This window comes from Dorea sp. 210702-DFI.3.17, assembly GCF_020560825.1.
Classification (GTDB): Bacteria; Bacillota; Clostridia; order Lachnospirales; family Lachnospiraceae; genus Dorea; species Dorea formicigenerans.
Genome location: NZ_JAJCNB010000024.1, coordinates 1 through 24,357, shown reverse-complemented (window position 1 = coordinate 24,357; position 24,357 = coordinate 1). Strand labels below are relative to the sequence as shown.

20 protein-coding genes and 1 pseudogene are annotated in these 24,357 nt (G+C 43.3%); 1 reads left to right on the top strand and 20 read right to left on the bottom strand.

The genetic code is table 11. The annotated features are described in order from the left end of the window. Positions 1–8: 8 nt before the first annotated feature. The 17 genes and pseudogenes from LI149_RS11160 to LI149_RS15735 form a co-directional block, all read right to left on the bottom strand. Positions 9–833 carry a PD-(D/E)XK nuclease family transposase gene (locus tag LI149_RS11160; RefSeq protein ID WP_028087748.1) on the bottom strand — a complete coding sequence of 275 codons (825 nt, stop codon included), beginning with the start codon at positions 831–833 and terminating at the stop codon, positions 9–11. 409 nt (positions 834–1,242) lie between these two features. Further along, positions 1,243–1,590 (bottom strand): hypothetical protein, encoded by a 348-nt coding sequence (locus tag LI149_RS11155; protein WP_227143360.1) that lies wholly within the window; start codon positions 1,588–1,590, stop codon positions 1,243–1,245. 112 nt (positions 1,591–1,702) lie between these two features. After that, positions 1,703–2,497, bottom strand: a complete 795-nt coding sequence (locus tag LI149_RS11150) for a hypothetical protein (RefSeq protein ID WP_227143359.1) — start codon at positions 2,495–2,497, stop codon at positions 1,703–1,705. Positions 2,498–2,639: 142 nt separating this feature from the next. Then, positions 2,640–4,496, bottom strand: coding sequence for a recombinase family protein (locus LI149_RS11145; RefSeq protein ID WP_001820670.1), 1,857 nt, complete (start codon positions 4,494–4,496; stop codon positions 2,640–2,642). Positions 4,497–4,550: 54 nt separating this feature from the next. Next, a complete protein-coding gene (locus LI149_RS11140) occupies positions 4,551–4,742 on the bottom strand; it encodes a hypothetical protein (RefSeq protein ID WP_001820669.1) in 192 nt (63 codons plus the stop codon). A 71-nt stretch (positions 4,743–4,813) separates the two neighbouring features. Continuing rightward, complete coding sequence (locus tag LI149_RS11135) at positions 4,814–5,044, bottom strand: YdbC family protein (protein WP_001206986.1); 231 nt, start codon at positions 5,042–5,044, stop codon at positions 4,814–4,816. Positions 5,045–5,089: 45 nt separating this feature from the next. After that, positions 5,090–5,944, bottom strand: coding sequence for a ParB/RepB/Spo0J family partition protein (locus LI149_RS11130; protein ID WP_000743700.1), 855 nt, complete (start codon positions 5,942–5,944; stop codon positions 5,090–5,092). An 8-nt stretch (positions 5,945–5,952) separates the two neighbouring features. Then, positions 5,953–6,918, bottom strand: a complete 966-nt coding sequence (gene mobV / locus LI149_RS11125) for a MobV family relaxase (RefSeq protein ID WP_001820668.1) — start codon at positions 6,916–6,918, stop codon at positions 5,953–5,955. 524 nt (positions 6,919–7,442) lie between these two features. Next, complete coding sequence (locus LI149_RS11120) at positions 7,443–8,468, bottom strand: AAA family ATPase (protein ID WP_227143358.1); 1,026 nt, start codon at positions 8,466–8,468, stop codon at positions 7,443–7,445. A gap of 154 nt (positions 8,469–8,622) precedes the next feature. Then, positions 8,623–9,097: pseudogene (locus tag LI149_RS11115) on the bottom strand (RNA polymerase sigma factor). An 83-nt stretch (positions 9,098–9,180) separates the two neighbouring features. Next, positions 9,181–9,606, bottom strand: a complete 426-nt coding sequence (locus tag LI149_RS11110) for a sigma-70 family RNA polymerase sigma factor (RefSeq protein ID WP_000323895.1) — start codon at positions 9,604–9,606, stop codon at positions 9,181–9,183. Positions 9,607–9,700: 94 nt separating this feature from the next. Beyond that, positions 9,701–10,210 carry a sigma-70 family RNA polymerase sigma factor gene (locus LI149_RS11105; protein WP_105116765.1) on the bottom strand — a complete coding sequence of 170 codons (510 nt, stop codon included), beginning with the start codon at positions 10,208–10,210 and terminating at the stop codon, positions 9,701–9,703. Between the two features lie 490 nt (positions 10,211–10,700). Then, entirely contained in the window at positions 10,701–10,874 is a 174-nt protein-coding gene (locus tag LI149_RS11100) for a cysteine-rich KTR domain-containing protein (RefSeq protein ID WP_002779755.1), read from the bottom strand. Positions 10,875–10,925: 51 nt separating this feature from the next. Then, positions 10,926–12,845 carry a tetracycline resistance ribosomal protection protein Tet(O) gene (gene tet(O) / locus LI149_RS11095; RefSeq protein WP_008399617.1) on the bottom strand — a complete coding sequence of 640 codons (1,920 nt, stop codon included), beginning with the start codon at positions 12,843–12,845 and terminating at the stop codon, positions 10,926–10,928. A 366-nt stretch (positions 12,846–13,211) separates the two neighbouring features. Beyond that, positions 13,212–13,586 (bottom strand): TnpV protein, encoded by a 375-nt coding sequence (locus LI149_RS11090; protein ID WP_001129922.1) that lies wholly within the window; start codon positions 13,584–13,586, stop codon positions 13,212–13,214. Then, positions 13,567–19,500 carry a helicase gene (locus LI149_RS11085; protein WP_227143357.1) on the bottom strand — a complete coding sequence of 1,978 codons (5,934 nt, stop codon included), beginning with the start codon at positions 19,498–19,500 and terminating at the stop codon, positions 13,567–13,569. The genes LI149_RS11090 and LI149_RS11085 overlap by 20 nt, the downstream gene beginning before the upstream one ends. Next, a complete protein-coding gene (locus tag LI149_RS15735; RefSeq protein ID WP_173791814.1) occupies positions 19,428–19,781 on the bottom strand; it encodes a TnpV protein in 354 nt (117 codons plus the stop codon). The genes LI149_RS11085 and LI149_RS15735 overlap by 73 nt, the downstream gene beginning before the upstream one ends. Positions 19,782–20,243: 462 nt before the next feature. Here LI149_RS15735 and LI149_RS15730 point away from each other — a divergent pair, with 462 nt between their 5' ends. Beyond that, complete coding sequence (locus LI149_RS15730) at positions 20,244–20,615, top strand: hypothetical protein (protein ID WP_227143356.1); 372 nt, start codon at positions 20,244–20,246, stop codon at positions 20,613–20,615. Between the two features lie 33 nt (positions 20,616–20,648). Here LI149_RS15730 and LI149_RS11070 read toward each other — a convergent pair whose 3' ends face one another. From LI149_RS11070 to LI149_RS11060, 3 genes are all read right to left on the bottom strand, one after another. Beyond that, entirely contained in the window at positions 20,649–20,990 is a 342-nt protein-coding gene (locus LI149_RS11070; RefSeq protein ID WP_227143355.1) for an LPD28 domain-containing protein, read from the bottom strand. Further along, positions 20,987–21,193, bottom strand: a complete 207-nt coding sequence (locus LI149_RS11065) for a hypothetical protein (protein ID WP_227143354.1) — start codon at positions 21,191–21,193, stop codon at positions 20,987–20,989. Before LI149_RS11065 ends, LI149_RS11070 begins: the two co-directional genes overlap by 4 nt. A 63-nt stretch (positions 21,194–21,256) precedes the next feature. Further along, positions 21,257–24,334, bottom strand: coding sequence for a VaFE repeat-containing surface-anchored protein (locus LI149_RS11060; RefSeq protein ID WP_227143353.1), 3,078 nt, complete (start codon positions 24,332–24,334; stop codon positions 21,257–21,259). Positions 24,335–24,357: the final 23 nt, after the last annotated feature.

The following is a 24,357-nucleotide window of genomic DNA, read 5'->3' as shown; positions in this document are numbered from 1 at the left end:
TTTTCATGCTAAGCAATCACTTTTTCGTCCAGAGCTTTGACTTCATCTATGGACAATTCTGCTATTTCAGCTATTTCTTCATATGATAATTTACCAGACTGCAACATACCTTTTGCAACTTTAATTGCTTTTGCATGTTCTGTTTCACGTGCAGTTTCATTTCTCATTTCTTCCATCGCTCTACACATAGTCGCAACTCCTTTCTCATCTTCTTTAAAATATCGAACTCGATCTGCCAGAATTTTATATTTCATATCCTTGGCATCGGTACAGGAAAAATCATGCATCAGCTTTCCTAATGCAGATTCGTCTTTAATTTGTGAGTTCACATATATAATATGCGATTCATCACCAAACAATTCGCCTGTTTCTTTTACCGTTCTGTCAATATGATAGATTGGTAATCCCACTTTCATTATATCATTTTCTGTAATAAAAATAACATAGGATTCACACAAATTTTCATATTTTTCACCAGGCTCTGTCACATTTGCATCGATAAGGCTGCTGTTGTATCTTGCTCTTTTCACTCCGGCACCCTTATCACTTCTCTGTATCTCGATATTATATACTCTGTTGTCTGCATCAACCGCCAGTATATCCAGTCTTACTGAACGTCCCTGAAGATTCTTAATATCCTGCTGTCCGTTCACTCGCAATACTTTCAAATCTGTACGGTTTAAAATAATCTGAAGCAAAAATTCCGTACACGCTTTATCCTCAAATACCTTTTGCATGAAATCATCGTCCAACAATCTCAGTCCTCGCAGACGCTGTAAATCTTCTTCATGCTTCCGGTCAAAATCTAATTCTTTTGTATTATTCTCTGCCATAGTATCACCTCTTTCTTTTTCCGTATCTTCCTTATTTCCCGTTTGTTTATAAGAGCTTAACATAATTTTATCCCCTTTACAAGTTCTTCCTATCTTCAATAATTCCAACAATTCCATGGCATGTTCCATACCTAACAGATACATTTGTAACCGTTGCCAACAGTTAATATCTTCTTCTACTGTACAAAATCTTTGTAATGCTTTTGTTTCTTCATAACTCAGATTCAGTGCATTTGTAACTCCATTGGTATCAGTGATTGTATTAAGAAACCAGTATTTATCCAATAGCTCATGATCTTCTCTCATCAATTCAGTAAACTGTGGGGATTCTTCCAGAAGTTTTCTACATTTATCTTCAATAAAATCCACAAAACTTCCCATCAAAGGTGGCAAATGATAAATATCAAAATCACTGATTTTCATGCTTTATCACCCCAATCTTTTTCATATATTCATAGCAATGGATATGTCCATACAGATAATGATACAGACGTTCTTCATTTTCCATACGATCCTTAACCAGAAAATACTCCAAAAGCGCTTTATGCTCCTGTTCTGATATGGATACCTTTCCTTCATCGTCTATGACTTTTTCTATAATCGGATAATGTTCTAACAACTCTTTTCTTCTTATCTGCATTTTCCGATATTCTTGATTCTCAGATAGTTCCTGGATTGTCTCACTGTCTATTGTTTCCAGTAATATCTTTAGCCATGACGGTAAAATGATTTCTTCGTTTGCAAATAATGATTTCATGCTCTCCTTCCTCCTGTTGTTTTTGCTAACTATAGCAAGTTTCTCAGGAGAAAACGACTGTGCGATTTTCACATTCAATCTGCCAGAAACTCTCTGGCAGACTGAATCCTTTCTACCGCTCACGCTCTTTTTTCTTTTGTTCCGGCTCTATCTCCACTCCTTCTCCATCGTCCAACAACACCTGGTCCTTCTTATCCATATCCAGAAGTACATTTAATTCTCCAAGCCTTGCTACTTTTTCTGCCAGTTCTGCTTCCTGTGGAAACTCTTTCTGTGCTTCCTCTTTGGCATTCTCCAACTGCACCTTGAGGTTTTCCAACTTATCCTGACACCGTAACATTTTGTCTGGAATCTCCTGAATCTTATTATCCAGACGTGTGATATTACCATGAATATCTGTTCCAAGCGGTACATGGTACACTTGTTTTCCATACATGGAGATTACAAACACCTTCTGAAAAGAATCATAAGACAACTTCATTGGAAAACCACGATACCTTCCAATCAGCACTGCATCTGCCGATTTCATTGCTTTACACGCTTCTATGATTGCCTGACCTGCTTCTTTCTTTTCTGTATATACCACATCATGGATCTGCATTTCTGGAAATGTCTCTCGGTCTGGCGGCGTATTTTCCTTTGCCAGCGCAATATCTGATTCATAATCCGCAATCCGTTGTTCACACTGCCTGATCTCATTTGGGAAATATCGCACTGCTTTATCTTCCATTTCATACTTCTGACTAAGAAAGCTCTGCTTCAATAGTTGAAGCTTTGATACCTGAATATCCAGATCCATCTTCTCTTTTATATACGGATTTCCAACAGCTAAGGCTTTGATTTCTGCATACGACAGTGCCGCTTCATCAATATCCTCTACTGACCTTGCAGGACTTTTACTGGTCATGATTTGAGAAATGAATTTTTGCTTATTCTCTATAATCTGATACAAATACGCATCGAATGTTCCTTCTGTAACATATCGGACAACATCTACCTTCGGATTTTTGTTTCCCTGCCGGACGGTTCGTCCTGCTCTTTGTTCCAGATCAGTCGGTCATTTTTTGCGGACAGTTCATACATGCTATCCTTTTCTGTTCTCTGCTCCTGCGTTTGCTCTCGTTTGATTTCTCCCTCCGTATCTTCTTGGCACAAGCAGGACAATACCTTGATGCACCAGAGCCCGGGACATATTCAACGCCGCACACCGTACAATTTTTAGCGGGCATTGCTGCCCACCGTTTTGTAGGTATGATATGTAATTCATCGACAAAGCCGATGAATTTATAGTAAATCTTGATTTCCTGCTTCACTGTTCCGTCTGCCATCTTCTCACGCTCCGAAACAAGTATCTTGTCTATGAGTGCGTTTATAACTGTTGCATCCAGTTCTTTTAAGCCTTGATAATTTCGGATAAGGGCGAGGAAGTCACGGATTCCCCGTGATTTCTCGTAGCTTTCATTAAGAGTTTCCGTCACCTCTTTCAGCCTTGCTTCAATTTCAAGCTGCTCTTTCTGGTATTTCCCCGACATCATCTCAAAATTCCGCTCGGTAATACGCTCCATGACCTTATCCTCGTAGAGAGAGGAAAACAGCCTGTCCAGTTCCGCAAGGCGTTTGTTCAGCTTCTTACGTTCTTTCTCTAATGCTTTCGCCCTGCTCTGGTCTGTTTCCGTGAGCCGCTTTTCTATGGCCCTGACCGCCTTTTCATCATTCACTGCCATATCCGCAAAACAGTTGATGTCGGCAAGAACGGCATTGAATAAATCCCTTGCTTCTATATTGTGGGCACTACACTCGCTTCTTCCGTTTCTTGCATAATTATTACATGAATACTGTACACAGTCGATAATCTCTGGGCGTTTCCTCCTGTGTACGTTCATTGCCCGCAGAGCACATCCGCAGTCCACACACTTGATAACGCCTGCAAAAATATTTACAAATCCTCCCTTGTTCTGTGGAAGCCTACGACTTGTAATAAGCTGTTGGACAATATCAAATTCCTCCTGCGTGACTATTCCCTCATGGGTATTGGGTATCACTTCCCATTCTTCGGGCAGCTTAGAGGGGCGTTTCTTGCTTTTCATATTGGCGGCAATCCGTTTGTAGCCTACAAGATTTCCCGCATATATCGGGCTTCTTAAAATGCTCCTCACGCTGTTCCCACTCCAAATATAGCGTTTGTCCTCGTTCCCCTCAAAATGACGTTCAAAGCCTGTTTCGCCACGCTCCGCCGCATAAGCGGCAGGGCGTAGGATATGCTGTTTATTAAGATGTCTGCAAATTTTGGCAACTCCATTCCCTTTTAATGCAAGGTCGAATATCTCTTTTACAACATGTGCCACTTTATCATCTATCAGCAGATGGTTGTGGTCGGCAGGGTCTTTGATATAGCCATAAGGGGCGGTAGTTCCCATGAATTTCCCCTGTTGAAACCTCGCCCGATATGCCGATTTTATCTTAACAGATATGTCAGCGGCATACATTTCGTTTAAAATGTTGCGGAAAGGCGTGATGTCCATAGCAGATTTATTCAAGGTATCTACGCCGTCATTGACCGCTATATACCTCACGTTATGCTCTGGGAAGAAAACTTCCAGATATAACCCACAATCAAGATAGTTTCTCCCCAGACGGGATAAATCTTTCGTAATCACGCAGTTTATCAGACCGCTTTCAATGTCTTTTATCATATTCTGGAAACTTGGTCTTTGGAAATTTGTACCAGAATAACCATCGTCCACATACGTTTTTGCTATGTGCCATCCCTGCTTTTTCACATAATCCGTGAGGATGGATTTCTGTGTCGCAATGCTCGCACTCTCGTTATCCGTACCATCGTCTTTAGATAAGCGGCAATAAATGCCGACTAAATAGATTTTCTTTTCTTCTTTGATTCCTGCCATACTGTAAAACCTCCGTATCTGTCCTATCTGTTTTCATGTCCCATTGCGTACATTCTAAGCGGACAGCCCCTCATTGTCGAAGGTGTCGCCCTCGGCAATCTTCTTCCGAATATCCTCGGAGATAATCGGGACAAACGCTTCTGTAACGGTCTGTGTGCCGACATATTCACGGCTGATTATCATCTGCACTGGTGCTTTTGGCACGATACGCTTTCTCTTTTTATCTGCTTTCTTATCCTCGCCCATACTTAAATCTTCCTTTCCAGACAGGGCAGGGAAGAGTTTGGAAATGTCCCCGCCCTGCCAATCAGATACCATTAATCCTCGCTGTTTAATTCTTTCTGTAATGCTTTAAGGAGTGCCGCCGCTTCATCAGCGTTCAGCGTGATTCCCTTGCCGCACTTTTCACGGTTCGGGGAAAAGCTGCGGATGTCATACTTCGGCTCTTTCCCATTCCATGAAATGAGATTGATTTCCTTTGTGTAGCCACTGTCGCCCGTAGACAATACTGCGATTTCCTTTACGATTTCATACTGGATTTCTCTCATTCTCCATACCTCAACTCTCTGTATTTACTTCCCGAAAAAAGAAGATTAGCGGCTGTCACGGTTGCGTTTCCTCTGCAACTCACGCTCCAAAAGTTTGATGATGGTTTCCTCCATCTGCTTCGGCGTTGTGTTCTTCGGAAAGTATTTTTTCAGCTTGCTTGTGTTGATTTTCAAGGTTTCTTTCTGGTTGCCCTTTTCCTCCGTCATAATCGCAAATATCGTATCCATGTCAAGCCGCCCGCTCTGGCTTAACTGTTTCATCCGCTGTGCCTGTGAGAGTGAGGGCGTTGCTTCTTCGCTCTCCATCGTGGCAAAGAGGTTTTCCTGCTCGTCTTTCTTCAAGAAGGACAGTTCCACCGCAGGCGTGAGGGCGATTTTCCCCTCGTCCACCATCTGCAAAATCGGCGGTATCAGTTCCGTCAGGCGGATAAAACGCTGCACGGTCATCCTGCCCACGCCGAAGCCCTGTGCCACCTTGTCGTCCGTCCGCAACTTCGTCACAACTTGTGACGAGGTTAAGTCTGTGCGGAAACCCTGCCGCTTCATGGCTTCGGATTTCATCTTGTAAGCAAACGCCCGCTCCGATGGCAGGATATTCTCACGCTGCAAATTGCTGTCTACAAGGGTGATGATGGCTCGGTCACGGTCTAAGGGCAGGACAAACGCAGGCACGGTATTTATCCCTGCAAGTTCAGAAGCACGGACACGCCGCTGTCCTGCAATCACTTCATAACCGTCCCCGTCCTCTTTCGGGCGTGTGATTATCGGCGTGACAATGCCAAATTCCTTGATGCTTTCCGCTAACTCTGACAGTGTTTCATCTTCTGCCACATGAAACGGATTGTCGGGGAACGGGTACAAGTCTTTGGTCTTTAACACCTTAAAATCCTGTTTCTTCATTCACATATCTACCTTTCTTTCGCTCTGCTTCTATGATTTTTCTGCAATTCTTCCAACACTTCGGGCGGTATTTTGGACAGCAGCCGCCCCATCTGCTCGTTGGTTCTCTGCAATTCAAATATCTTCTGATTCGCTTTCTGCACCTTTAGTTCCTGCTCGTACTTTTCATCACGCATACGCCCCGCATAGTCTGATTCCTGCCCAATTCTCTCTTTCAAACTGTCGATATACGCCTGCTGTTTCCCGATTTCCTTAGAGAATTTCTCCACGTCTGGCAGCCATGCAGAGAGTAAATCTAACGCTTTATCCCTTTTCTTCCCTGCGTTAAAGGCGTTGATGTCGGATAGGGCAGACACGATTTCTTCATACTGTTTATCAAGCCTGCCGCCTAATTTATAGAGCCATGTGGGGACGTGTTTCCGCTTGGTTTCCATTGAGGACTGCCCCCGTTCAAGCTGATTCCACCGTGAGGACATCCGCTCATGGTAGGCGGTCTGCCACTCGGATAATGATTTCTGGTTGCCTAAGATAGCTTTCGCTGACAGCTTATTGTCTGGCGTAATCGGCACAAAGCAGAGGTGCATATGGGGCGTTCTCTCGTCCATATGGACGACAGCGGAGAGGATATTCTGCTTTCCAACACGCTCCGAAATGAAGTCAAGAGCCGTCTGGAAATACGCTTTTTGTTCTTCGGGCGGTAACTGGTTCATAAATTCTGGTGAAGCTGTGATGAGCGTTTCCACCATCATCACGCTGTCTTTCCTTGTCCTGCACCCCGCTTCGGCTACCATGCGGTTAATCTCTTTCTTGTAGGTGTACTTTGGTGGTGCTATGAGATGGTAATTGTTTTTAGAGCGTTCCATATCTATATCTGGGTTGCTTTTGTAGGCTTCTTTCTTCCGCTCGTTGTGGCGTTCACAAGCCGCAACGCCGCCCGCTTTTCGTTTCTGGAAACGCAGGATTGCATAAGGCATAGGCGGATTCCTCCTTTCTTTCGGCGGGTGACCGTCCTTTGGGGTGACAGCGGTGACGGTGGTGACAGCAGTTTTGGGATACCCCCTGCCGACTGCCGCAACTGTCACCCTCACCCCCTGCATGACGGTCATGTCGATGATGACGGTGTTTTTGGGATACCCCCCTCGCAAGAGCCGTCACCGTCATGCCGCCATTCTTTTATCCGAAGCCGTAAGGCGTAGGATAGCAGGGCACAGCCCTGCCTTAAGGGAGTCCAGAGGGAACGTCTGGCACACGACTTTGCAGGGCAAAGTGTAGTGTGTTACACCCTGTAAACGCAGTCGGAAAAATCGGAATGATTTTTCTGACCGCAGGGGTGGTTTTACACGACCGAAAAGGGCGAGTAAATCTCACGCCTGCATTTTGCGTTTACGGGGTGTTCTCCCGTAGGGATGACAGCGGCAGGGTATCCTAAAATCACTGTCACCACCGTCACTGCTGTCACCCGCAGGGCAGAGCCGCCAGCTTTACATGGCTTTAAGCGTCAATGACAGTAACAGGGGGGTATCCTAATATCGCTGTCACCACCATCACCGCTGTCACCCGCCCTCCTTGCAAGGGCAATCCGCCTGCCGTCTTTCCTGCGGCTGTACTGGTAGCAGATACGGTTCTCGCTTAAAAATGTGGTGCGGTATTCATTCAGCCATTTCGTAATCACCGTGGGTATGGTTTCCGTTTCCCCCATAGCGGCTAACAGTTCCGTTGCCGTGCCTATCCCTTCTTCCTTATCCCTCATAAAATCCACCAACCGAAAAAGGACATCTGGTATCGTTTCTTTCGCAAGCTGCTCCTGCGTTTTCCGCTCCACAAGCTCCCAACGGCAATCACGGAAACGCAGCGTGTATTCCTGATAAGGCGTGTCCCTGCCCGTCACATACAGCTTGGCGGTGTCAGACGCACGTTTCTCCTTTTCCAGAACAAAGGTAGCGTCCGCACTCCCCGTTAATCCTGTCGTCCCAGACACCTTGTTGAACACGTCGCTGTCATTCTGCTTTCGGATGTGGTGTACGACAATGACCGCCAGAGAGTGCCTGTCGGCAAAGTCTTTGATGAGGGAGATGTCCCCATAGTCGCTTGCATAGGCATTGTCTTTTGAAGCTGTACGGACTTTCTGCAAGGTATCAATGACAATGAGCCTGCTGTCTGGGTAATCTTTCAGATAATCTTCAAGCTGCACGATAAGACCGTCTGACAGCTTGCAGCTTGCCACGGCAAAGTGGAGCCGCCCGCTTGCTTCGTCCGTCAAACGAAATAACCTGTCCTGTATGCGGCAGAACGTGTCCTCAAGGCAGAGGTAAAGCACATCGCCCTCCATTGTCGGCATATCCCATAAAGGGATTCCCTGCGACACGCATAAGCATAGCTTCAGCATGAGCCAGCTTTTGCCTATCTTCTGTGAGCCGCAGAACAGCGATAAGCCTGTCGGGATAAGGCTGTCCACCACAAAGGATGGTTTCTCAAGCGGTTCATAAAGGAGCGTTTCGGCGTTGACTGTCTGTAACTTCTGCATGGCTTTCCTCCTTTCGGGCGGTGTCTTTGTTTTCGTTGCACATAGGCGTTGACCTCCTTAAAAATAGATTTACTCCCACGGAAAAAAGTGAGAGTATGTAATGCCGCCAATCCCACACAAATAAAAAACAGATTTCTATTTCGGGCGGTGTCGGTCACGGTTGGAGATATTTCTTCAATTTCCGCCTTTACTTTCTCCTTTGCAATCGCAACAGATTTCTGTATTGCCGAAGCGGTGCAATGCTCCATAGCGGCGATTTGGTAAAAATTGAACTCATACTCGTAGTAGAGCAGGAAACGCCGCCTTTGTATCTCTGGAAGGCTCCCAACCGCCTTATAGAGCGTTTCATTCCGTTCTTCCTCAACCATGCGTTCATCAAGGCTCTTAGGCACACGCAACGCCCGTCTGTAAAGGGTTTCGTCCCATACCTCGTTAAACTCCCTGTGCCGCTCGTCCCATTAGAAAAGATTCCTGTTCCTGCGCTCCATCTGCCGAAACTCCATAAAGAACTGTTCCGACACTTCCAACTCGTGGGATTTGCCCTGCCCGTCCTTAAAGCTGATAAAATACCTTGTGCCGCTTTCCGTGGATTCCTCCCGAAGCGTGTATGCCTTAACCCTGTATGCCATCCTGTTGTCCTCCTGCAAAAAATGAGTGAGGGGATTTCCATCCCTCACCCAGTAGCCCGCAGGATGGCAGGCTGTTTTAGAAGCTATAAAATTTTCCGCAGCTTCTTCCGCAGATGGTCTAACCTCGCATAGATGGCACCAGTCGTCAAATGCACAAGCGGGGCAATCTCCTTTGTGGAATACCCCTGCATTTTCAGCAGGACGATTTTCAAGGTACGCCCGTCCACCGTGACTAATACTTGATAGAGATTTTCGCTCTCAATCTCTTCCAGTAACTCCGCAACCGTACCCACTTCCGCCTGCCGCTCCCTGCCTGCCATGTCCTCAAGATATTCCGCAACGTCATTCGTCCATCGGTAAAACCGCCTGTTGGAATTGAAGTCTGCCCTGTCCGCCATGCGTATCTGCTCAATGGTCGCTTCATCAACGCCGCACTCACGCAGCAGCTTTTCCTCCGCTTCTTTCCAGATACGCCATTTCCTGTCCTCCCGTCCGTGGTTGTATGCCATTCTTACTTCCTCCAATCAGAATTGATTGAGAGGGCAGAGAAAAGCCCCCTCATCTTCCCAAAGGAAAAAACAAGGGGGCTGAACGCCTTAAATTTTAATTTTCTATTATCTTTCTTAGTTTTATTAGGATTCTGGCTTTGCGTTTGTTTACAACGCTCTGGGTTATGCCCAACCTCGCCCCGACTTCACGCTCGGAAAGTCCGTCAAAAAAGATTGCCTGTATCAGCTCCTGTTCACTATCCGACAGCAAAGGCAGGGCGGCTTTCAGCCTGTCCACCATGACCGCATTGACAACGGTTTCTGCAATGTCCACCGCTTCATCAGTGATAAAGTCCAGAGGATTCCCCTCGCTGTCCGTAAATCCGTCGAGAGATAGCAGTCTATTCTTTGTATCTAATTTTTGCAGATAACGCCACCGTTCCTTGTCACGGTAGAAGTCTGTGTATTGCTCCCTCACGACTTCAAGCAGACAGCCTTGAATGGGGATAAACAGCTTGTCCATATAGGTCTGGTCGGATTCCCTGCAACGGCAGAACTCCGTGTAGGATAATTCCACATAGCCGCCACTTTCTCTGATATATACCTTTCTTGGTGCATATTTCACCATAAATACCTCCCATCTGAATTTTTGAAATGTAAAAAATCCAGATGGAGAGGCGGAGAACGACACCGCATATCAGAAACAGCCCTACGGCACTTTCCAACAAAAATCGACAAAAGAAAAACCGCAAAGGCTCTGTGACCTTTACGGTTATAGGAAATAGTAATTCTATTGTATGGAGATTGTACTTCTACTTTCAAGGTGAGAAGTACCGTTGCACTGGCAGAAATTTTTTTAACTGGTTTCCTGCCGTTCTCTGATATGCTATGTATTGATAAATTTTGCTTCGTATGAGCAGATAGATAACTGCCCGAAAAAAGGACATAAAAAAATCCCTCCAAATTTAAAAACAAATTCAGAGGGTAATTTAGGGTATAACAAAATAACCCACCCGAATATCGTTTTTTTTATTTGGTGAGTTTGTTCTTTCAAATACGAAACAAAAAGAGCCGATGATTCGTGAATTGTTCCACAATTTCATCGGCTCTGCGTCTTAAGCGTCTGGCTCTTTGATGACAGTTATCTTCAAGTTGTCAACTTTAATCAATCTTTCTTGTCTGCATTTTGGACAATAAAGGGGATAATTCTCCAAAACAGTGTCCTTCCTAATTTTATTACGGGTTTTGCTCCCACAAACAGGACACAATATCCATTCGCATTTCATCATAATTAGTCTCTAATCCTTTCAAATCTCATTTTATATGACTTTTGCAAGCTGTTAAGCTAACTTGTGGAACATATGCCGAACCTTATCTATACGGCTATTCGGGCGGCGGGGTTGGCAAATAAGTTTACCAGTAGCTGGCTGGTATCCTTTTAACTCTGTCAAGCAGACTCCCTGCCCATTTGTGAAATAAGTTAAATCGTTCCTGTATTCTTGAATACATCTAGCAGGGATTTCTCCTTTCAGAATGACCTCGTCATTCTTTATCTGAGTACTTACAATATCTGCACAATACCTTGGAGCATCATGATACGCCCGTGAGAGATATTCCTGCGGTGCATAAATTTCAAAGTGGAGATATGGCTCTAATAGTTCTGTCCCTGCTTTTTTTAAAGCCTGCTCCAATACGATAGGGGAAAGCAGCCGAAAGTCTGCGGGGGTACTTACAGGACTATAATACAATCCATATTCAAAACAGATTTTACAGTCTGTCACTTTCCATCCATACAGCCCCTGCTCGCAGCCATAAAGAACCCCCTCCATAACCGCATTTTGGAACGATTGGTTTAAATATCCAAGTGAAACTCTGCTTTCATACTGCACTCCACTTCCAATAGGGAGCGGCTCTATGGACAACCCGACAGAAGCCCAGAAAGGATTTGGCGGGACTTCTATGTGGATGGTATATTCTGCTTTTCTAAGCGGTCTTTCCATATATATAACAGTAGGCTCTTTTATTTCTGCCTCCACATGATATTTTTCCTCAAGGATGGCACAAATGACTTCCATCTGCACTTTCCCCAAAAAAGAAAGTATAATCTCATGCGTTGTAGTATCCACATAATATTTTAAAAGAGGGTCGCCATCTGAAATTTCTGTAAGTGCCCCAAGCAATATTTCCCGCTGTTCAGATTTCTTTGCTGCAATCGTTGTTTGGAGCATAGGGAGAGGATTTTCAATAAATGTTCTCTGCGGCAACAGCATTTCGTTCCCCAAAATACTGTTTAGCTGCAAAACATCATTTGGTAAAATTACAATATCACCAGAGCAGGCTGTATCGGATGAACATAATTCACCGTTTGTCGGAACACACATCTCTGTGATTTTTATTTTCTCTTTTTCAGATATTTTAATAACATCCCTCAAATGCAATGTTCCGCTATATATACGCACATAAACAAAACGCCGCCTTTTCTCTGAATATTCAATCTTAAAAACCTGCCCGCATAGTTCAGATTGACCTTCAGGCGTTGATGAATAAAACTTACTGGCAATCACTTCTATAAGCTGCCGAATCCCCAGATTGTTTTTAGCGCTTCCGTGATAAACGGGAAATAACGTTCCGTTTTGGAATCTCCTGTTTTCTTCCTGTTCCAGTTCTGACATTTTAAACGGTTTCCCTGACATATATTTCTCTAATAGTTCATCGTTTCCCATAATTACCGCATCCCACTGTTCCATATCGTCATTGTCCGTTACATTTATATGAGGATGCTGCCCAACCTTTTGCTTCACTATAATTTCCGAAGAAAGCTTTGCTTTCATTTCTTGATATACCATTGGCAAATCAATCCCCTCTTGGTCAATTTTATTGATGAAAAAAATTGTCGGAATCTTCATTGTCTGTAGTGCATGAAACAGTATACGGGTCTGTGCCTGTATGCCATCCTTTGCAGAAACTAATAATACTGCTCCGTCTAATACGGATAAAGAACGGTATACTTCCGCCAAAAAATCCATATGGCCTGGCGTATCTATAATGTTGACTTTTACATCCTCCCACTGAAAAGATGTCACTGCTGTCTGGATAGTGATTCCCCTTTGACGCTCCAAATTCATTGTATCTGTCCTTGTTGTGCCTTTATCTACGCTCCCTGGTTCTGCAATTGCACCACTGGTATACAATAAACTCTCCGTTAATGTTGTCTTTCCTGCGTCAACGTGAGCCAGAATGCCTAAGTTAATTATTTTCATGTGATTTTCCTCCTATCAACACCCAAAAAAGGGCATAAAAATACCCAGTGATAAATACTCCTATCACTGGGTAAATAACTCCAATAGCCCCAAAACACTTATATGTTTTCGGGCATATAAAATTACATGATAAAAGTATTCTTAAACTGGGTACAAAAAACTAAGCCCCATATTAAAAGTGAAACGGGACTGCTACTTTTTGTTCCCACTATCAAATTGACAGTTTATTTAAGAATACCTTGCCGCATATTTATTAACTCCTTGTATAATACTGAATCTAATTATATTCCTTAACCCTTTATTTGTCAAGCTGACAAACTAAAGCAGAAAAAGCGGCAGGATTTCCCCCTGCCACTAATCATCTGTTTATGCAAAAATAATTTCCTTTTCCACAATCTCCCTCGCACAAGCCCTTATGTTATTGAGGCATCCTGTCCATTCTAAGGCGTTTTCTGCCTTTAGCTGTTCCGTTATGCCCTGTGCCTGTTTCATACCCTCTATGAGCCTTTCAAAGCGTTCCTGTGCCTGTCTGTTGATGTCGGCAAGGTAGGCGTTTAGCCTGCCGCTTGTAAGAAGATTGGTGTATGTAACTTTACGGTACTGTTTTAGATAATCTAAATGCCGTTGCCCCCAGATGCCTATTGCCTGTTCTTCTTCGGCGGGTACAGTTAAGCACGGTATCAAATAATCCCCTTGCCTTTCGTATTTGCCGCCCAGTTCCTCAAATAATGATTTTGCCATTGTCTGTTACCTCCACATTCTTTTTTATTTTGAATGTCCGCAAAATCCGTCCTACATCCCTCGGACGCCATGGGCAGTCCAGATCATGACTTGCAATAATTAAATCCTGCACATTCGTACCTGCACCCATCTTAAAAGTGCTGCCCATTAAAATACGGACAGCACCTCTTCTCACTTTTGAAAATAATTCTTTTTTCCGGACTTCGGTATTAGCATCATGAATAAATTCAATCTCCTCTGGCGGAACCCCTTTGGCAATCAATTTGTCCCTTACATCGTTGTAAACACTGAAACTTCCATCTGTTTTCGGGGTAGATAAATCACAAAATACCAACTGCGTCAATCTCTTTTCCTGCCCTTGCTCCCAGAAGTTATAGACTTCCTCTACACACGCATTGACTTTACTCTCCGGGTAATCTGGCAACAGGTCATTCATCATTCTCTGATCCAGTGCAAGTTTTCTTCCATCATTAGTAATCAGAAGCATATTATCTTCGGTGGCATTGACCAGTCCTTCCCTTACACGCTCCGCACGTTCTCCCAGTTCTACAACCATTTCACGCTGCATTTCGCTTGGTTTTACAGATACAACCCGATATTCTGCTTCTGGTACTGGAAGATTCAGCATGTCAGCAGTCTGAATATCTGCCACCTCCCGGAACATCTGCATAAGCTCCGGAAGATTATAAAACTTTGCAAATCTCGTTTTCAGACGGTAGCCTGTCCCTTCCGGAGCAAGCTCGATTGCTGTCACTGTTTCTCCGAAAGTGGATGCCCATGCGTCAAAATGCTGTAAGTTATGTTCCACCAATATGTGGTGCTGCAAATATCTCTGCATGGTATATAGTTCCACCATACTGTTACTGACTGGTGTTCCTGTAGCGAATACTACACCTTTCCCTCCAGTCAGTTCGTCAAGGTACTGGCATTTCATAAACATATCAGAGGACTTCAACGCTTCTGTCTGAGCGATACCTGCTACATTTCTCATTTTCGTATATAGATACAAATTCTTGTATCCGTCCGCCTCATCGACAAATAAGCGGTCAATTCCCAGTTCTTCAAAGTTGATCACCTGGTCTTTTTTACTCTGATCATTCAGTTTTTCCAATCGGACAAGCAATGACTTCTTCGTCTTTTCCAACTGCTTGATTGTAAATTTATTTCCATTCCTTGCTTTTTCCTCTGTAATTCCCTGCACCAGTTCCTCAATCTGACTGCGGATTGTATTTTGCTGACGCTCAATGCTCAGTGGAATTTTTTCGAATTGACTATGCCCGATGATTACCGCATCTACATCACTGGTAGCAATTCTGGCACAGAATCGTTTTCTGTTTTTGGTTTCAAAATCTTTCTTGGTTGCTACCAGTAAATTTGCTGCCGGATAAAGCTGTAACCATTCGGCTGCAAACTGCTCAATAATATGATTTGGTACAACAATCATGGACTTATGACAAAGTCCCAGTCGTTTACTTTCCATTGCCGCTGCAACCATCGTATAAGTCTTTCCTGCTCCAACTACATAAGCAAGCAGTGTATTTCCACCGTATAAGATTCTTGCGACACCATTTTTCTGATGCTCCCGCAACCGGATTTCCGGATTCATTCCGTAAAAGTTCAGATGGCTTCCGTCATACTCTCTTGGACGGATTGCATTGAAATTTTCATTATAATAATCTGTAAGTCTCTGCCTGCGCTCCGGATCTTTCCATATCCAATCCTGGAATGCCTGCTTGATCAGATCTTGTTTTCCCTGTGCGATGGCAGTTTCTTTCTTATTTAAAATGGCTTTTTTCTTTCCGTCCTCGTCCTCTACATAATCGTAAATACGGACATCTCTCAGATTCAGGGTATCTTCGATAATACGATAGGCATTTGCTCTTGTTGTTCCATAGGTATTGTTCACCTTTACATTTCCCTTATCCAGACTTCTTCCCTCTACCTGCCATTCTCCCGTATATTTGGAAAAATGGACTTTTATTCTCCATTGCATATAATTAGGTGTGTTCAATAACTGGAACATAAAATCTTCAACATCACTCTCCGGGAGCCATGTTGTCCCCAACCGGATATTGATTTCTGAAGCACTTAAATCCTTTGGCTGTACGTTCTGCAGTGCAGTCACATTGACCTGATACCTTGCATCTGACTGTGCAGTAAGTTCCGCTACTTTCAGCTTCTCTCTGACATTTCCTGACAGGTATTCGTCTTCGGAAACATACTTTGGATTCTCTGTGCCACTTTCCGGTAAACGGAAGACAACACCAGACAACTCCCGTTCCAGTTCTTCTTCTGATTTCCCTGTCAGTTCCGACATGAAATCCATGTCTACCTTCGCTTTTTCTGCAAGAGAAATCGACAGTGCTTCACTGGCAGTATCCACACTGGTCACTGCCTCATGTGCTTTGATCGTCCGCTTAGAAAACATATCTGCTTTTCGTTCCAGGGTTCCGTCTTCTGCAAGAATCTCCAGCGAACTCAGCAACGGATAACTGTTATCGTCTGCAAATACACGCATATTGGCACGATCATTTAAGAGTCCGTATTTGCTGCGGAAGAGGTCATACAAACGGTTCAATTCCTTCTGTTGTCCTTCAATTATTTCATCGGAATATCCTTCTGTCTGATACCTAATCAGTTCTCTTGCACAATCCCGTATCGCAATCATGCCCTTCACACGATTTGTTCCCGTCATTGGCAGACTCACAGGCTTCATACGGCTATTTTCCCGATAATAAAGCTTTCCATCTACCAATGTGTAAGAATAATTATTTACCAATGGATCTGCAGGAATCGTATGATCTTCTTCCTCTATCAATTCCTCAAGTTCCACTTCTTCAATCGTACCCTTTAATGCTTCAACTGCAACTGATAGAAGTTCTGATAGTTCTCTTCCCTCATACGGTCTGCAAGTGCTTCTCATGCCATACGGACCGGATTCCATGACCATTTCTCCCAGTATCATTTCCGGGTGCCGCACATAATAGCGATTCTGCTCAATGCCGTTGTCATCATAATCCAGATATACCCAGTCCGGTTCCTCCAGTATCATATGGTCACGCTTCTGGAGGAATATAATATCTGATGTTACTTTCGTTCCTGCGTTTTTGGTAAAGGTATCATTCGGCAGACGGATCGCACCGATCAATTCTGCTCTCTGTGCCAGGTATCTTCTGACATATGGATTTTTCTTATCCATGGTTCCCGATGATGTGATAAATGCAATCACACCGCCCGGTCTTACCTTGTCCAATGTCTTTGCAAAGAAATAATCGTGAATGAAAAAATTATATCTGTCATACCTGTTGTCAAATAATTTGAACTCTCCAAACGGTACATTTCCAACTGCAACGTCAAAAAAGCTGTCCGGGAGATTTGCTTTTTCATATCCCTCTACTGCTATTTTTGATTTCTGATAAAGCTGTGTAGCAATTCTTCCGGAAACAGAATCCAGTTCCACACCATATATCTTACAATCCGAAAGAGATTCCGGTTTCATGCCGATAAAGTTTCCCACACCGCAACTCGGTTCCAGAATATTTCCACTCTTTAGTCCCATATTTTCCAATGCCTGATACATACTCTTGATTACAATCGGCGGGGTATAGTACGCTGTCAGTGTTGATTCTCTTGCCGATTCGTATTCTTCTTCACTTAGTATGGTCTGCAATTCCAGATATTCTTCTGCCCATGCAGATTTCTTTGGATCAAATGCATCGGACAGACCACCCCAACCAACATATTTTGCCAGTATTTCCTGTTCTTCCGGTGTTGCATAACGATGTTCCATTTCACATTTCTTCAGAAGTTGAATGGCTGCGATATTCGCCCGGAATTTTTCTTTGGCTGAACCATACTCCGGTGTCTCCTCTGTAATCTGATACTGGTGTCTGTTTTGCCCGGAAACTTCCGGATACAGATCATATCTCTGCATTTTCTTCGCAGGTTTGCCTTGCTCCCATGAAGGTGCTAATTCCAGAGTATTTTCTTTTTCGGCTGGTAATACGACATCTTCAAGTTCGACTGCTTCCTGTACCGGAACATATCCCTGCTGCTCGATTGTCTGGAACCACTGGTGTGCAAACAGGTTTAATTCTTCTTCCAGTTGCTCATTATAACCATCATCACCATATACTTCATCGTATCTTTGCAATGCGTCCTGCTGATAAGTTCTTGCCAAAAGTGTTTTCCTATCATTATCATAAGCAAATTCCATATCCGGATCTGCCATGGCATCTCCGTTCTGCTCATAGTAATGAGAGATTGCAATATAGTTATCACCAATCTGCTCAATCGTAAGGGGCATGAATCCTGCCCCTGCTTCAAAGGTTTTGGAATCTACTTCTCCCCGTAAAACCTCTCCCGCCATCTTCATCACAAACCGATAATTCTGCTCTGGAATACTCAGCTCAGTCTCTATCTCTTCTGCCGGAATATCTGTCGGCTGTGCCTCTTTTTCTTCTTCGGCTGGTAATTCCGGCAATGGCCGTTTGATTTTCAAATGGTCATTTGCCGGATTCTCACGTATCTTACGGTCAAATTCTTCTCTGGATAGTTCTTCGGTAAAAATCGGATACTGCTGATCCCGAAGCACTACTCTTTCTTCTGACAGGAACTCAATCTCATAATCTTTCATTCCTATCGTAACAACAGAATCTACAGAAATATCGTAATTTTCCAGACCATTTTCCGATTCTGTTACCACATCATTTGAACGTATTGGATGTTCCATTTCTTCTTCCACTTGGGTAACAACCGGACGGGATTCTGTTCCTATTATATTTTCGTCTGTAATCGGTGTGGTAAGACTATATCTTCCATGCTGATAATCCAAAATATCTTGATACGCCTTTTGCATATCAGCATATCTTGTATCAAAATCAGCAGTATCCGCTAAAACATCCGACATCTGCGAAACTAATTCTGTTACTCTTTCAGGCTCTTTTAACTGAGGAATCAGTAATTTTACCGCTTCATAATAATCCGTTCCTGCCGGATACGGACGTATGACATTCTCTGGACGGTTATAATAGAAATGATAGATTTCCCCTGCAAGCACTCTTCTCTCATAGTCAGGGATTCCTTCCAGTTCACGCTTGGAAAGATACCTTCCTACGTCAATCAATTCTCCAATCCTTTTTGCAACTGCATTCCATTTCAGCAGTATTTTAGGAGAATCTTCCCCATATCCCCGGTGCAGTTTCAGTCCTTTTCCGTCATGGTCTTCACCGATACCAGTTCCCATCAATATCGAAGAAGTTCCTCCGACTCCATATTCATTTTTCAGGAACTTCACTGTATCTTCCATGCTGTGTCCCTGTTTAAAATAGCAGTAAATACGGTACTTTCCTTGTGAAAAGCTTGAACCATTTTGAAGTGCCCGGTCGATAATCTCCTGTGTAAAAGAAAAAGCCGGAACATCTTCTACCACTCTGTCATCAAGGAACTGAAGCTGTCCTTCAACACTCAACAGTGTTTCTCTGCTGTCTTTCAATTCGCCCAGGACACGCATTCCGTCGTAATACCCTGCAATTACATTCCAGTCATAATATCCCTGCTCTATTCTGTTTTCATATGTTCCACGCCAGATATGCAGCACATTTTCATATTTATCAAATCCTACTGTCTCTCCATTTTCCAGCGTATACTCTGTCACACCTGTCGGAAAAAGAGATCTTACATATTCCATCTGGTCTTTCCGTTCCTCATGGGCTTCATAAAAATCTCGTATTTCCACATTGGTTGCTTTTAAGTGTGGTGCAAAAAGGAGCAGTGATTTGATGATTTCGTCATTGGATAAAAATGCGATTTCATCGTCTTCACTGCTCCTGTCATGCCATTTTAATTCTCCAGAATTTCGTTCCTCACGATCTCCTGTGCTCTCTGCCGGATATTGTTCATTCGCCCGATCCACTCCATCTGATCTCTGGTTTTCAGTTTCTCCGTCACTCCCTCTTTCTCTGCCATCTGCTGAATGAGTATCTCCATTCTCGTCTGTGCTTCTTCCTCCGTCTGAAGCAGATGCTTGTTCAAGGTTCCTGCTGTCAGAAGATTCAGGTACATTCCGTACCGGTTCTTCATCAGATATTGTTTTCTTAGATAGGCGTACTTCCCAAGGTGAACTTCCTCTCCCTCTGGAATTGTAAGATTCGGCAGGAGATAATCTCCCTGTCTGCTGTATGTGATTGCTGCCATTGTCCTGTCCCCTTTCTGTTGTAATTTCCTGTTTGTTATCCACATTATAATCTGTTGTTTTCTGTTCAACAAATGTGCGTTGCTTCCGTTCCTGTATCTGTAATTTTCGTATGGTGTCCGCAACTTCACCTAATGCCATTTCTGACATATCACTCGCAACCACACCAAAGAGATTGACCAACTCCTTCGTATGAAACTCCCGGATAGTCCGAAAGTCCCTTGTCTCCAGATAGATGTCCGGTTCTATTCCGCAACGCTCAAAAAGCATATAGGAAATACTGTTTGCAAGCAGTTGTTTCATTTTCAACCGGATATTGAACTCATCAATTTCTTCCAGCGGACTGTCTTTTGTCGCAAGCAGGATATCCGGAAGATAATCTCCAATGTTATCCTCCGCAATATTCAGAGATGCTTCCAGAATCACCATAGCAAACTCTTTTTTGTCTCCGTCTGCCACACCAAATGCATTTACCAATGCTTCTTTTACTGGCTCCCGTTGTTCTTCTGACACGCTCCACAAAGAAACTGGACGAACCAAACGCTTGTATTTTCCTTCTCTGGTATCAGATACATCAAAGTAATATTTCAGCTTTAAGTGATCGGAACTCTTATCAAACACCGCAATTCCTTTGGAATCCCGCTTTACCCACCGTCCAAATTTTTCATTCCACTTTTCCATCGGAAGTACTGCAGTTGCTTCCGGACGCTGCACATGGATCAAAAGCTGTTCATCAAACGGCAGGCGGTAATTTTTACTGGCTGACTGAAGAAAGGCTATCCACTTTTCCGGTGATTCCGTCACTTCCTGTGTCGCTTCCTCATACAGTTTTGTAATGACATCAAATTTCTTTACCACGTACCTTCCTCCTATCGTTCTCTTTCTTTTTGCTTGATCGGATATTTTTCCAAAAATTCCTTCACTGTACGGCAACCTTTATCGTTATATTTCCAGTCCGTTTTCGCTTCCAGGTCAAGATAGCCATTCGGTGGAATTTTTAACCGTTCACGTGTAAGAATAGAACCCAAATGATTTGCTAAAATGCCTTTCGCAATCTGGACTGGTTCCCATGTTTCATCATCATATCTGACTTCATATAAATATAATCCTTTCGGAACGGTATCCTGATCCAAACGCATATCATTGAATAGTGCCGGTTTTCCGAACAAGCGTATTTCTGTATAATGTTCTTTCATTACATCATATCTCATACCTCACCACCTCCCAAAAAGGTAATCACTTTATTGGCTTTGATTGCTTTCTGCAAGTCATTGATCATTCCAATCTCTGCAACTGTAATTCCCTGAATCTCCAGAATCTCGTCCAGAGTCATTGCAGAAATCTCTTTTTCTTCTGTGATTCCTGCATCAAATATCTTATTGATCACTTTTACTGCTTTCTGGTTCACTAGCATTTTTCCTGCCCTCCTTGCATTTTTTGCTATGTAAAAGGGTGGCATTTCACCACCCTGTAGTCCTTATTCGTCCTCTCTTTCCTCTTCTTTCTTTTCTTCAATCGCCAGTGGTGCTTTCTTCTTTTTTCTTGCATGGATAGCCACACCGCCAATTCCCATTGCAGACAATGCAGCAATGGCTAACCACAATCCTGCTTTTGCAGTATCTCCTGTTTTCGGCGGGTTACTGGTCTTTGTAGTAGTTCCCGGTGTCTCCGGGGTTGGTGTTTCCGGTACTTCTTTGATGGTTACGGTCTGACCTTCATCGTTGATGTCCTTATGCTCCGTTACCTTTTTCGGTTCTTCCGGATTGGTCATATCATACAGTTCTTCAAATGTTACAAGCTGCTTTCCGCCAAGTGTGCTACCATCGAAAGTAAACGCAATCTGCACTTCCATGTTTTCCTTGTCCGCTGTAAATTCATAATCATTAGTAACTTCTTTTCCATCAATGATCAGCTTTGCATTTTCTTCCTGAACCATCTGCCAACCGGATAACTTATAGTTCGTACCAATTTCCAGTCCTTCTAAAGTAACCGTATCCACAATCGTCAGATCTTTTCCGGCTTCCATCTCTTTCTTGCCATTCTTATCCGTTGCTGTGGTATGAATCAAAATCTTTCGCTCTGTAATCAAGACTGTCTGACCTTCATCATCAATATCCTTATGCTCTGCAACTTTTACAGGTTCTTCCGGATTCTTCAGGTCATATAATTCTTCAAATGTAACCAAATTCTGTCCATCAAGTTCTGATGCATCGAACGTATAAGAAATCTCTACTTTCATTTTCTCGCCGTCAGCAGTAAAAGTATAATCACTTTCCACACGCTTTCCATCAATGAGCAGTTCTGCATTTTCCTCTTTCAGCATCTGCCAGCCTTTTAACTGGTACTTTCTTCCTTCTTCCAGACCGTCCAGAGTAACTGTATCCACAATCGTTACCTTCTTTCCTGCAACAATTACCTTTTCGCCCGTTTTCTTGTCTGTTGCGGTTGTATGAATGCTAATCTCTTTCTCATACTCATCGGTCAGTGTTCCAAGGTCGATTTTCACTTTATTTCTGCTGACAACAACTTCAAATGCCGGAATCAGCTTCATGCCTTTGTTGGATTCACAAGATAACTCCTCAATCTCATAAGTGTCATAAAGTAATGCACCTTTACTGTCATCCGGCTCAGAGGTTCCGAACCAGATACCGTCCTCACTTGTTTTCCCGACATTTGTATTTTTCTTATGGGATGCCCAATCGGAAGATGTTGAAAACTGACCATTCTTGTCTGTCACTACGATATGGCTCTCACCAGTTGTCTTGCTCATAATCTTAAATGGTACATTAGCCAGTCTCTTATGTGTGCCTGATCCAATCTTGACTCCTTCTAGATCTCCACGCTTAATTTGGTTGTAAATGGAATGACTTTCATCTGTTAAATCTACAATCTTTCCATTTTCCGTAATCGAAAATTCAATCTCTTTTGCACCATCTGTCAGATATCCTTCCGGTGCTTTTGTTTCCTCCAGTTTGTACTTACCATACGGAAGTAAATCTGCTGTCGTTGTTGCGATTCCGTCAATACCTGTCTGAATCGTCTTAACTGTTTCATTCTTCTTGTACAGTTTTCCTTCCACCAGAACCGGATTCTCGTTCAGAGAAATAATTGCAAATGCTGCATCTTTTAATGTGGAACTTCCCTGTGCCTTAGTGTCTTTTGTCTCCAAATCACGTTTCTGAATCTTCACACCACCTCGAATTACCTGGTCAGATACGGAATACTGGTTACTTCCGGAAAGAACTGCAAGTTCTCCGTCTTCTGTAATCTGTGTCAGATGCATTCCTTTGATCTGCTCTGTGCTGTCTCCTTCCTGCATATAAGCTCCGTCCAGTAAATATCCGTCTGGTGCTTTGGTTTCTTCAACAGTCAGTGTTCCAAGTGGTAATACGCTTTTTTCATTCTGAGTGTAAAATGCATCTCCAGATACTTTGTAAGCATCTGCCAGTTTTGTCACATAATGAATACTTCCGTCACTTCTCTTTTCTACCACCGTTTTCGTAACCCAGGTACGTGTTGCTTTCTCTGGTAAATTGTCTTTTGTATAAAGTCCGTCATAATAATGCCAGGTAAACTCTGCTCCTGACAGTGCTGCATCACCCTGTGCGGTTGCTTTTCCTGTCTCCATATCAATCTTGAACAGATCTACCAATGTCTCTGTTACTTTCGGAACATCGGAAACATTTAATACGGCTGTTTTTCCGGCTTCAACCTTCAGACTGTGTACTGTCGTATCCAGCTTATATCCCTTCGGTGCAGAAAGCTCTTTGATGTAAACAGTCCCTGCGGTCACTTCAACCTCATTTGTCTCACCATTCTCATTTGTTGTAAGTGTTCCAATCTGATTGCTGCAATTCTGGTCTGAGAATATGCCAAAGGTTGCTCCGGCAATGGTATACATCGCATTTCCATTTGTGACAATCTCATTTGCGGTTGTCTTTTTTACTTTTGCATTTCCGACATTCAGTTCTGCCCAAAACTGTCCGAGATCCTGTCCCTCTCCAGTATAGATATATCCTCCACATTTATACCGACCTTTGTTCGCCTGTACAAATGCTCTCGCTCCTGCATACACTTCATTCTGAATATCCTGTGAAATCTCAGAATATGCAGCTCGTACATTATCACACTGCCAGCCTAAATACTCACTCAGTCTCTGCCATACTACACACTGTTCCAACAGATATCCCTGATTCGCATTCAGGTTGCTGTGACTGCCCCTATACTGCTTTACATACTCCAACGACAATGCCACATCTTCAATCTGTGCAGCACTCATACTGGAACTCGCATCGTGTCTGATTTTATACCCATTTTTAAATCCGGTGTTAATATCTACACAATAGGCTGTTTCGCCCTCCACTTTCATGTGACCTTCATTGAATGTCGAATGAATGGTTCCATCATTCATCACATGTTCAATATATCCGACTCGCTCTGAGGACTCTGTCCAATACTGTGTTTCTGCTGCGTAAGCCGATGTAGTCGGTAATGCAGTTAAAATCGTGGTCAGGGTAAGAAGTCCTGTACACACTCGTTTCCATATCTTCTTCATTTTCTACAATTCCTTTCTTTTCA

What these genes read in the sequence shown, in the direction of transcription:
- LI149_RS11160 (WP_028087748.1), bottom strand. Translation starts at nt 833, where the DNA reads ATGGCAGAGAATAATACAAAAGAATTAGATTTTGACCGGAAGCATGAA.
- LI149_RS11155 (WP_227143360.1), bottom strand. Translation starts at nt 1,590, where the DNA reads ATGAAATCATTATTTGCAAACGAAGAAATCATTTTACCGTCATGGCTA.
- LI149_RS11150 (WP_227143359.1), bottom strand. Translation starts at nt 2,497, where the DNA reads ATGACCAGTAAAAGTCCTGCAAGGTCAGTAGAGGATATTGATGAAGCG.
- LI149_RS11145 (WP_001820670.1), bottom strand. Translation starts at nt 4,496, where the DNA reads ATGGCAGGAATCAAAGAAGAAAAGAAAATCTATTTAGTCGGCATTTAT.
- LI149_RS11140 (WP_001820669.1), bottom strand. Translation starts at nt 4,742, where the DNA reads ATGGGCGAGGATAAGAAAGCAGATAAAAAGAGAAAGCGTATCGTGCCA.
- LI149_RS11135 (WP_001206986.1), bottom strand. Translation starts at nt 5,044, where the DNA reads ATGAGAGAAATCCAGTATGAAATCGTAAAGGAAATCGCAGTATTGTCT.
- LI149_RS11130 (WP_000743700.1), bottom strand. Translation starts at nt 5,944, where the DNA reads ATGAAGAAACAGGATTTTAAGGTGTTAAAGACCAAAGACTTGTACCCG.
- mobV (WP_001820668.1), bottom strand. Translation starts at nt 6,918, where the DNA reads ATGCCTTATGCAATCCTGCGTTTCCAGAAACGAAAAGCGGGCGGCGTT.
- LI149_RS11120 (WP_227143358.1), bottom strand. Translation starts at nt 8,468, where the DNA reads ATGCAGAAGTTACAGACAGTCAACGCCGAAACGCTCCTTTATGAACCG.
- LI149_RS11110 (WP_000323895.1), bottom strand. Translation starts at nt 9,606, where the DNA reads ATGGCATACAACCACGGACGGGAGGACAGGAAATGGCGTATCTGGAAA.
- LI149_RS11100 (WP_002779755.1), bottom strand. Translation starts at nt 10,874, where the DNA reads ATGATGAAATGCGAATGGATATTGTGTCCTGTTTGTGGGAGCAAAACC.
- LI149_RS11090 (WP_001129922.1), bottom strand. Translation starts at nt 13,586, where the DNA reads ATGGCAAAATCATTATTTGAGGAACTGGGCGGCAAATACGAAAGGCAA.
- LI149_RS15735 (WP_173791814.1), bottom strand. Translation starts at nt 19,781, where the DNA reads ATGGCAGCAATCACATACAGCAGACAGGGAGATTATCTCCTGCCGAAT.
- LI149_RS15730 (WP_227143356.1), top strand. Translation starts at nt 20,244, where the DNA reads ATGCATTTACCAATGCTTCTTTTACTGGCTCCCGTTGTTCTTCTGACA.
- LI149_RS11070 (WP_227143355.1), bottom strand. Translation starts at nt 20,990, where the DNA reads ATGAGATATGATGTAATGAAAGAACATTATACAGAAATACGCTTGTTC.
- LI149_RS11065 (WP_227143354.1), bottom strand. Translation starts at nt 21,193, where the DNA reads ATGCTAGTGAACCAGAAAGCAGTAAAAGTGATCAATAAGATATTTGAT.
- LI149_RS11060 (WP_227143353.1), bottom strand. Translation starts at nt 24,334, where the DNA reads ATGAAGAAGATATGGAAACGAGTGTGTACAGGACTTCTTACCCTGACC.